Here is a 9,808-nt window from a genome sequence, read left to right on the forward strand (position 1 = left end):
GCTGCGGTGCGGCGATGACGATGGCCTGCGGTGCGGCGATGACGATGGGCTTCGGTGCGGCGATGACGGTGGGCTTGCATGAAGCAACGACCTGGATCAGGCTTCCTTCCGCAAACTCTGAGCTTCACCGTACCATGACGCCGTCCGGATACCGTGGGAGATTGATCGGACGTTCGCGCACAACCGGTTATCGGGCATTCACCTGCAACCAAAAGCGCACCGGCCTCTCGTCGCGAAGTCTTCCCCACACGGAAGTTCTTATGTTCCGGAATTCGTTCGGCCCGATATACCACACGCCGCTAGCCCGACGGAGATGACTCGTCATGAAGACACGCACAATCTTGTTCCTCGTTTTTGCGCTTACGATGAGCGCCTGCGGTTCATCCAACAAACTTGCTGAATACGACTTCAACGGATCGACCCTGGCCCTCGTCGAGGCCATTCCGCCGCGGCCCGATGTATTCTCGGACGACGCTTTTTTTGTTGATGTGAACAGACCATTGCGCACTGCTATTCGTGCGGGAAGCCGGGCCATTCGTGAGGCGGAATCACGACGACTCCGTCGTCGATTGGACAGCGCCCTCGCCATCGTAGATGTCTCGGCACTCATCGCCGACCAGACTCTCGATCGCTCGTCCCTCATGCTGAGATCAAGAGCCGTTGACGACGCCTATACGTCCGACTATGTACTGGATCTTCGCGTGTCCGACTACGGCATCGTGGCTGACTCCTGGACGGCCGGAGCCGAATTCATGATCAATGCCCGGCTCATGCTGATTGACGGAGAGACAGGACGGCGGATCTGGCAGAGCGAAATCACCGCCCGAGATCCCGTTCGCGGAGCCGTTATCGGTGCCGGGCCGGCGGCGAACAATGTCATCACAGCGCTGATACTCTCCTCACTATCGGTCGATGAGATTGCGGCTGCTCTCGAGGGGCTGGCCGAGTTTTCAGCCGATCGGCTCGCCAATCGGCTGCAGCGCGACTTCATTCGATCGCGTGAACGGTAAGAACACCGGACCGCGCGGCCCGGAACGACAGATGAAGGAGCCGCCCGGCGCACCTGAGTCCGCTGCCAAGCGACCGATGATCCCGGACCTGGTCGCTTCCGTCCTGATGGTGGCCCTGCTGGTGGCCAGCGCACTTATCGACGCTCCATCATTACCGATCGCGACCGCAGCCGGCGTAGCTCTTCTTGTGATCGCGATCTACCTCGTCGTCTCGCCATTATTCTTCCTCGCACGACATGGAGATGTTCGTGACGGCGATCCGTTCTACGGGACAAGAGAGGTGGTCACGAGTGGTCCGTATCGGCTGGTGCGGCATCCGCAATATCTCGGCTACTGTCTACTCGCGGTCGGCCTGGCGATGCTCAATCCCGCACCGCTCATAGTCGCACTCGCCCTCGCGACGTCCGTATTCTTCTATATTCAATCCGTGCACGAGGAACGGTTCTGCCGACAACATCTCGGAAGAGCCTACGAATCCTACGCCGAACGCGTGCCTCGATTCAACCTCGCGGCAGGACTCATCAGGCTAATCACATCACGTCCCGGCGACTCGCAAGAGCGTGATGCGTCGGCAGGTACATAGATCTCGACACAATGGCAAACTTCACTGTCAACTGGGGAATCGTTGGTCCCGGCGGCATCGCACACCGGTTTGCGGATGCCATCACGGTCGTAGATGGTGCCTCCCTCCAAGCCGTTGCCAGTCGGGATCAACATCGGGCTGACGCATTCGCGCAGAAGTGGAATCCTCCAACGGCATACGGGTCGTACGAGCAGATCGTGGACGACGAGCGGGTCGACGCCGTCTATATCGCGACCCCGCATCGCTTCCACCACGAGAACACTCGTATGTGCCTTGAGGCCGGCAAGCACGTTCTGTGCGAGAAGCCTATCACGGTGAACGCCCGGGATGCCGAATCGCTCTTCGGCCTGGCACGCGACCGCGGACTGTTCCTCATGGAAGGAATGTGGACCGTGTTCCTCCCTGTTTATCGACAGGTTCGCGAATGGCTGGACGACGGCGCTATTGGCGACGTACATCTCATGACATCGACATTCGGTTTTGTTGTCCCGAGAAACTTGACCGGTCGTATGCTCAACCCGGCCCTCGCCGGCGGCGCCATACTCGACATGGGCGTGTACAATACGGCGATCTCCCGGTGGGTCGTCGGCAGGCGCCCCGATTCCGTCGTGGCGCGCGCAATACTTGGCGAAACGGGCGTCGACGAACTGACATCGGTGAGTCTTCAGTTCGGTGCGGAGACCGTCTCGCAATTCACGACGACCATGCTCTGTCAGACGATCAACGACTTCACGATTTATGGCAGCGACGGTCACATCCGCATTCACCCCAATTTCTGGGAAGCGGGCGTAGCCACACTGTCACAGGGTGACCACATTGCGGATGTCCAGCGTCCCGTTCGTCACAATGGATTCGAGTATCAGATCGAAGAAGCCATGCGATGCATCGACCGTGGCCTGACGGAGAGTCCCGTCATGCCGCCTGTAGCAACCATGGACACGATGGAAACGATGGACCAGATCAGAACGAGAATAGGCCTCTCCTACTCGTTCGAATAGGATCAGCGTAGCAGCGCCAATCAGTCGTCGTAGCCAAGATTCTGAAACAAGTCCAGCGATCCGTGAAGCCAGAGCGGATCTCCGATTTCGGCCAGCCAGCGGGCCCTGATATCGTCGTTGACCTGTACCCGGGTGTCGCCCCAGTAGCCGTTGGTTCCTCCGGGACGCCACATATCCTGCTCGTTCCAGTCGCAGTTGATGTACGCAACGGCCCGGATCACGTCCGAATTCTCGTGTATGAAACTGAAAAACGGAGCATACCATTCGTTCCACACGTCGCCTGATGTCCGGGGTTCGAACGACAGACCATCTGATGCTCCACTGTACGTCAGGTCAGCGAGATCAAAGCCCTGTGGCGCGGCCTCTGCGATCATGACCGGCTTGGAATGGGACCGGGCGAATTCGAGAAACGCATCATAGACTACTGGATCGAACACGAAGTATGAAGTGCCCATCCAGTCCACATACTCATCGCCCGGATACCACGTATCGAACGGAAGATCTCTGTATGTCCCGGCACCACTTGTTGCCGACTGCCATACGGACGCGAAGTTGTTGATGCCGTTGACTCGCAGGCGATCAACGATGTATCGAAACGCCTCGACGTAGGCTTCGGGCTCATGATGGTTCCAGGGGCCGTCGAACTCGTAACCGATCCGGAGATAAACAGGTCGGTCGATGCTCGCGATGAAGTCGCCGAGTTGATCGATCGCCGGGTCGTGCGTGCCATCAATCATGTGGAGAAGATTGGTGCCCGTCTGATCGACAATGTGAAGCCCGATGGCCAGCGCGGAGTTCGGAAACGACTCTGCCGAAACGCGGCCACTCACATTGCCGGCCCCGTAGTCCACCGTTTCTTCCAGACCGTAAAGCAGTGCACCGTGATCATCCTCACTGATATCGGTGTACGTGGTGATCCCTCCCGGCACAACCGGAATATTGACCGCGTAATCTGCGACCGATCCGAGATCCTGCCCAATGATCAGAAGCGTCTGGCCCGATGGAGGCGAGAATCTGCCGTGAAGCGAATCTTCCAGTGGCGGCGTCACCTGGCAACCCGCGAGAAACGCGGCTGCGGCAAGTCCTGCAATTATGGAACCCGAACGACGAACGGCTTTTGATGTCAAAACCCTGCACACTGAAGTTGGCGAGATCGACCCATCCCGGTACTCGCAGTCAGCCGAAGTTACTACAATACGTCATCCAATTCTGACGAGGGTTTCACAAGACCACAGGCTTCAAAGAGGGAGGCCACAGAGCAGCGGCGTTCCGTATGTTAGTTGGTGAGACGAGGCGTCAATTGATAAAAGAAGCAATTCACAACCGGCAGCGCGTTCGATATCAGCCGTGCTGCAAGAGCATGAAAATGAAAGCACGAACTCTCTGGACTCTCGCAATCATCGTAGTAACCGGATGCGCAGGTGGCCGCAAGGCGATCTCGACCGGACCTTTGCTCCAACCGGCAACCATTCCGCATAGCGCCTGGGAGGCACACCCTCCGCTCGGCTACGATGCGGATGCTACAAGACGGAATCTGGCGCCGGGAGACACGCTTGAGTTCGGGCAATTGACTGTAGCAGTGATATCGGCGCGAGAAGCGACATCGGACGCCGACAGAGACAGCCTTGATCTCGATCTGGCCCGCGGAGATCGTCGTGCCGCCGTCACAATGGCAGAGGGAACTGCACGGACCTGGGACGGCTACAGGATTGCCGTACTCGCCCTTCATCTTGCCGAGGACGAGCTGGGCCGTGGACTTGCGGAACTTGAGATTGCCGACGCGTCAACCGTGCCCGAGCACATCCGGGTCTCGGCGGAGGCGGGTGGGCCAGCCAGCCGGCTTCGGGTCAAACACACTCCGACGCACGTCACGCTCCACCACAGCGGAAGCGCAGAGCCATTGACGGCTGACGAAGATCCCGTCGAAAAGCTGAGCAATCTTCAAACCTGGGGTGAATCGGATCGCGGGTGGTGGGACGTGCCCTACCATTTCCTCATCGACCTCGACGGAAACATCTACGAGGGCAGATCCTGGCGCTACATGGGCGAGACAAACACCAGGTACAATCCGTCGGGGCATCTGCTGATCAGCGTCCTCGGCAACTACAGTCTCCAGGAGCCGACGGAAGCGCAGGTAAACGCGATCGCCGACCTGATGGCATGGTCCGTGGATCAGTTCGATATCCCGATCGACCGTATTCAGGGCCACAGCGACCTTGCCCCGACCGAGTGCCCCGGGGACCATCTTAGAAAGCGTCTTCGCGATGGCACATTCCAGGAGATGGTCGCGGTCAGACTTGGCAGAACTTCCGACTGACAGCGACGACTCCGAGCGCCGTCAGACAACGCAGCTTCAACGAGATCACTTCATGGCTCTTTCCATATTTCGATTGATCGGCAGGTTCGCTATTGTGGCATTCGCTCTGCCTCCCATCGCCCGCGCGCAGGAGCTGCCCCTGGCCGTCAGCTTTCCGCCCGTCGAAGGCCTCCTCGGCTACGATGCGGGCATTCCGATTCCCGACGCAATTCTGGGTCATCGATTGGGATCGCGACACACCGAACCGCACCAGGTGGTCGACTATTTCGAGGCCACGGAGAAGATCTCCGACCGCGTGGTGGTCCGTCGTCATGCACTCAGCTACGAAGGCCGTCCGCTGATACACGCGATCGTCACATCTCCATCAAATCATGCTCGCCTGGAAAGGATCAGGGCCGACAACCTCACGTTATCGGACAGCCCGGACAACGTTTCGCGTTCGCTGGTCGAACAGATGCCGGCGATCGTCCTCATGAGTTACAGCGTACACGGAAATGAGGCGAGCGGGACCGAGGCGGCACTGCTTCTGCTGTACCACCTCGCTGCCGGAACGGGCCCGTCCGTCGACGCCATTCTGGATCGCCTTGTCGTCATCATCGACCCGATGCTCAACCCCGACGGGCGCTCGCGATTCACGACATGGGCGAATCGGAATCGAGGCCGGGCGGCGGTCTCGGACCCACAGGATCGGGAACACAATGAACCGTGGCCCGGCGGACGGACGAATCACTACTTCTTCGATCTCAACCGCGACTATCTCCCTGCGCAGCATCCAGAAACGAGGGGGCGCCTGTCAGTCTTCCACCACTGGCGGCCGCAGGTCGTCACCGACTTTCACGAGATGGGAAGCGAGGGAACATATTTCTTCCAGCCCGGCATCCCGAGTCGCACGAATCCGAACACGTCACGCCTCAATCAGGAGCTGACGGCGGAGATCGCGAAGTATCACGCACAGGCACTGGATCTCATGCCGGCTCTGTACTACTCGGAAGAGACATTCGACGATTTCTATTACGGAAAATGGTCTTCGTATCCCGACATCAGCGGTGCTGTTGGCATTCTGTTCGAGCAAGCGTCGTCGCGCGGGCTCGCACGCGAGACCAGAGGGGGCGACTTACATTACGCGACCACGGTCAGAAATCAGTTCGCCACTTCCCTTTCGACACTCAAAGCGACGGTCCAGAATCGGGTGCGATTGCTGGAATACCAGCGCGATTTCTACTCGGCCGCTGCACGGGAAACGTCTGGTGATGCGGTGAAGGGATTTCTCGTCGGTGCAGGTAGCGATCGTTCACGGATCGAAGCGTTTGCCGATCTGATGACCCAACATAGGATCGAGGTTTTTGCTCTGCGGACACCGGTTGAGTTTGACGGCACAACGTACGCGCCCGATGCTTCACTCTACATCCCGCGAAGCCAGCCGCAGTCAAGGCTCATCGATGCGCTGTTCGAACGGAGAACCGAATTTCCCGATTCGATTTTTTACGACGTCTCCGCGTGGACGCTTCCCCTTGCTTTCGACCTGGCGGTCAAGGAGCTGACGCGCATCCCCGGCGACATGCTGGCGGGCCGCTGGACGCTCGAGGACGGTCGGTCGGCGCCGGCCGAAATCACGGTGTCGGATGCAGTTGCGTACTGCCTGGATTGGAACGACTTCTACTCCGCCCGGGCGCTGGTGCAGCTGCTCGAAGCGGGAGCCGACGCCCGGGTAGCAACGCAGGGTTTCCGGGCAACGACCGCGCGAGGTGACCGTTCGTTCGAAGCAGGTACGATCATCGTGACGCGGGGCACTCTGCCCTCCGAAACGTTACGCTCCGTGCTGGGTCGCATCACTGGAGCGGGGCAATTTCAGTTCCACTCCGTGACATCGGCACTTACCGTCGACGGGCCCGATCTCGGCAGTCCGGGCAACAAACTGCTAACGAAGCGGCGTATCGCACTTATCACGGGTGCGGGCACTAGTTCCTACCGTGCAGGAGAAGTCTGGCACCTTTTGAGTGAACGATTCGAGGTACCCGTGTCGCTGCTTGATGCCGGCTCGGTGACAGGGCCGGAGAATCTGACTCGCTACACGACACTCGTTGTGGCCGGTGGCCGGTATCCGGATCTCCCGGCAGACGTGGTCAACAAGTGGGTCTCCAACGGCGGACATCTGATCGCGACATCGGATGCGTCCCTGTGGGCGATCGCGAACGGATTCATCGACGCGGACACGCTGGCTGCCGATCTCGATTCTTTGCTGATCGGAGTGCCTTATGCGGAACGGTCGAGGACACGCGGGGCGCACTACATCGGCGGAGCCATTTTGAACACGGTAGTCGATCAGACGCACCCGTTGGCCTTCGGCCTCGGCAAGACTTTGCCCGTCTTTCGACAGGGGCACCGCTTCATGTCGAAGCCGCGGCCCGGCAGTGTGGTCGTCGCACAGTATGCAGAGGAGCCGGTGCTCAGTGGCTACGTGCCGGACGAGATCGCCGAGCTGACCCCGCAGGCGGCGTCGGTAGTGACCCGATCACACGGAAAGGGGCAGGTAATCCTGTTCGCGGAGAACCCGAACTTCCGCGGATTCTGGTTCGGAGCCGGCAGGATGTTTATCAATGCCGTCTTTCTTGCGGAGGCCCTGTAGCGGGCAACGTTTATCCCGGGATCACATCCCGAAATCGTCCGATGCCCTGTAGGCAGCGATAACGGCCTTCTCCCCTTCCACTCCGTCGCCGGAATTGCCGTGTTCCATTCCGAGCACGCCCTCAAATCCCTTCTGATGTATGTGCCGGAATACGTTGCGATAATTGATCTCACCCGTCGTCGGCTCGTTGCGACCCGGATTGTCACCGATCTGGAAGTATGCGATTTCGTCCCACGCCGCATCGATGTTGGGAATAAGATTCCCTTCAGAGATCTGCTGATGATACAGGTCGTCGAGGATCTTGCATGATGGACTTCCGACGGCCCGGCAGATCTCGAACGCCTGCGGAATGCGGGTGAGAAAGAGGCCCGGATGATTCCGGAAGTTGAGCGGCTCGAGCACCATGATGAGCCCGTGCGGCTCCAGGATGGTAGCCGCGCGCTTGAGCGTCTCGACCACGTTTGCCGTCTGATAGCCCATGTCAAGGCGCAGGTCGACGTGTCCCGGCACCACGGTCATCCATGTAGCGTTCACTCTCTTCGCGACCACTACGGAGTCTCTGATATCTGACAGAAACTCGTCGCGCCAATCCGTCTTGCCGCTCGCAAGGTTGGGCTCCTGCCAGTAGATCTTGTGGGCCACAAAGACGCCCATCTGAATACCACGCCGTGCCATCGTCGCAGCCATCCTCGACTGGAGGTCGATCGTCCTCCCTTTCATGTCATTGTCTTCGAACGCTGTGAAACCCTGATCAGCCATGAAGTTGAGCTGATCGATTGGATCCTTTCCGGCGTGAGCTCTGAACATGCCAAGATGTGGTGCATATCTCAGGTTGAACGGCTTGCTGGACGTCGACAGCCCCGACGCCGTCGGCGCAGCAGTTGTGCCCGTCACGAGCGCAGCACTCGCGAGAACTCCGGTCTGTACAAAGTGTCTTCGTTTCATTTTCTGTTTGTCTGAGAGAGAAGATTGATCTGACGTTTCGCGGAGAACTCATCGGGCTCCGTGCCGCACAGTGTCGTGTGCTCATCTCCGGCGACTTCTATCACCCATGCCCGGCTCGTTGTCAGTTCAGCCAGCCGGAGTCCGTTGCAACCCATCACGCTGATTGCGGAGGCGATAGCGTCAGCCTCGATGCCCGACCGGGCCACTACCGTCACGAGCCTCCGAACCGTGATACCATATCCTGTCATCGGATCAAGTATGTGAGAGTACCGGATACCGTCGATCTCCAGATATCGATACGCGTCTCCGGAACTGGCAACGGCAGCATTGGTCAGTCGCACGCCTTCCTGCACAACCCGGCCGGACTCATCTGCGGCACTAACTCGCACCAGCCACCCATGGCTACCGGGTGGCGGGTCGCCAACCACAATATCGCCGCCGGCGTCTATCAGGGCCATTCTCAGTCCATGGGACTTGAGTGTGCGCAGCATCTCGTCGGCAGCGTACCCTTTCGCTATGCCGCCCAGATCGAGACTCATCTCCGGCGCCGTCAGCCGTACACAATGATGGGCTGAATCGACGACGAGCTTCCGATATCCGACAGCCTCTCGGGCATGTCGCAGACGAGCCTCGGGAGCCAGTTGTCCGCGCCGACGGCCCCACCGCCAGAGGCGACTCAACGGACCTATCGTCATGTCGAACGAGCCCGCCGACGCCATCGCGAACTCTTGACCCCGAGTGAGGACATATAGCAGGTCCGGGCTTACTCTCGCGCACGAATCCACACCTGCGATATTGGAGAGGCTACTCAGTTCGCTATCGGATCGCCAGTCGCTCAGTCGTTCGTCCAGATCGCGCACTCGCGCAAACGCAGCCCTGGCGGCAACGCGAACCACGCTCGAATCTGCAGAGTGCACAACGATCCTGAACTCGCTGCCCATGACGACTTCGGCGAACTCGTGCCTCGTGACCTCCTGGGAAGACGCCGGTAACGCCGTCAGCACGATCGCCGCTAACACCAGCACAGCATGGCGACCGCACCGAGCGCGCGTTGACCCCTTTGATCCCCGGAGGAATGTCGAAGAATCGGCGTCGGTGTTCATATCTACAGAGCCGGTGTGACGCCAGGTACCGGGACCGGGTAGTTCCCGCTCTCGTCAGGCAGAACCGGGGGATCCGCATCGAATGCGAAACGCTCAGGCATCAAGTTGAGGTTCGAGCTGAGAGCCGCGTCCCAGTTTACGATGTTGCCGGAGTATGTCGCCATACGTCCCATGATGGCGGTCATGGTAGCCACAGCGCCGTTCTCCGCATCAGCGTATTTGTATT

The 9,808-nt window shown here is 59.4% G+C and carries 9 protein-coding genes; 5 read left to right on the forward strand and 4 right to left on the reverse strand.

Features of this window, described 5'->3' with window-relative positions; translation table 11 throughout:
- Positions 1–323: 323 nt before the first annotated feature.
- From HKN37_11670 to HKN37_11680, 3 genes are read left to right on the forward strand one after another with little or no spacing between them, the layout of a single operon-like run.
- Positions 324–1,010: a hypothetical protein gene (locus tag HKN37_11670; protein NNE47304.1), complete on the forward strand. Its 687-nt coding sequence runs from the start codon at positions 324–326 to the stop codon at positions 1,008–1,010.
- Positions 1,000–1,593: an isoprenylcysteine carboxylmethyltransferase family protein gene (locus tag HKN37_11675; GenBank protein ID NNE47305.1), complete on the forward strand. Its 594-nt coding sequence runs from the start codon at positions 1,000–1,002 to the stop codon at positions 1,591–1,593. The genes HKN37_11670 and HKN37_11675 overlap by 11 nt, the downstream gene beginning before the upstream one ends.
- Before the next feature lie 11 nt (positions 1,594–1,604).
- The gene (locus tag HKN37_11680; protein NNE47306.1) at positions 1,605–2,591 is read left to right on the forward strand and encodes a Gfo/Idh/MocA family oxidoreductase; all 987 of its coding nucleotides are present in this window, start codon (positions 1,605–1,607) and stop codon (positions 2,589–2,591) included.
- A gap of 20 nt (positions 2,592–2,611) precedes the next feature.
- On the opposite strand, the gene HKN37_11685 is transcribed toward HKN37_11680, so the two are convergent.
- Positions 2,612–3,718 (reverse strand): hypothetical protein, encoded by a 1,107-nt coding sequence (locus tag HKN37_11685; GenBank protein ID NNE47307.1) that lies wholly within the window; start codon positions 3,716–3,718, stop codon positions 2,612–2,614.
- A gap of 239 nt (positions 3,719–3,957) precedes the next feature.
- Here HKN37_11685 and HKN37_11690 point away from each other — a divergent pair, with 239 nt between their 5' ends.
- On the forward strand, positions 3,958–4,908 hold the full coding sequence (locus HKN37_11690) for an N-acetylmuramoyl-L-alanine amidase (protein ID NNE47308.1): 951 nt from the start codon (positions 3,958–3,960) through the stop codon (positions 4,906–4,908).
- 52 nt (positions 4,909–4,960) lie between these two features.
- On the forward strand, positions 4,961–7,534 hold the full coding sequence (locus tag HKN37_11695) for a peptidase M14 (protein ID NNE47309.1): 2,574 nt from the start codon (positions 4,961–4,963) through the stop codon (positions 7,532–7,534).
- A gap of 21 nt (positions 7,535–7,555) precedes the next feature.
- Here HKN37_11695 and HKN37_11700 read toward each other — a convergent pair whose 3' ends face one another.
- From HKN37_11700 to HKN37_11710, 3 genes are read right to left on the reverse strand one after another with little or no spacing between them, the layout of a single operon-like run.
- The gene (locus HKN37_11700; protein NNE47310.1) at positions 7,556–8,479 is read right to left on the reverse strand and encodes a TIM barrel protein; all 924 of its coding nucleotides are present in this window, start codon (positions 8,477–8,479) and stop codon (positions 7,556–7,558) included.
- Complete coding sequence (locus tag HKN37_11705) at positions 8,476–9,582, reverse strand: FAD:protein FMN transferase (GenBank protein ID NNE47311.1); 1,107 nt, start codon at positions 9,580–9,582, stop codon at positions 8,476–8,478. Before HKN37_11705 ends, HKN37_11700 begins: the two co-directional genes overlap by 4 nt.
- Before the next feature lie 2 nt (positions 9,583–9,584).
- Positions 9,585–9,776: a hypothetical protein gene (locus tag HKN37_11710; protein NNE47312.1), complete on the reverse strand. Its 192-nt coding sequence runs from the start codon at positions 9,774–9,776 to the stop codon at positions 9,585–9,587.
- Between the last annotated feature and the right edge of the window lie 32 nt (positions 9,777–9,808).

The sequence above is a fragment of the Rhodothermales bacterium genome (genome assembly GCA_013002345.1).
Lineage (GTDB): Bacteria > Bacteroidota > Rhodothermia > Rhodothermales > JABDKH01 > JABDKH01.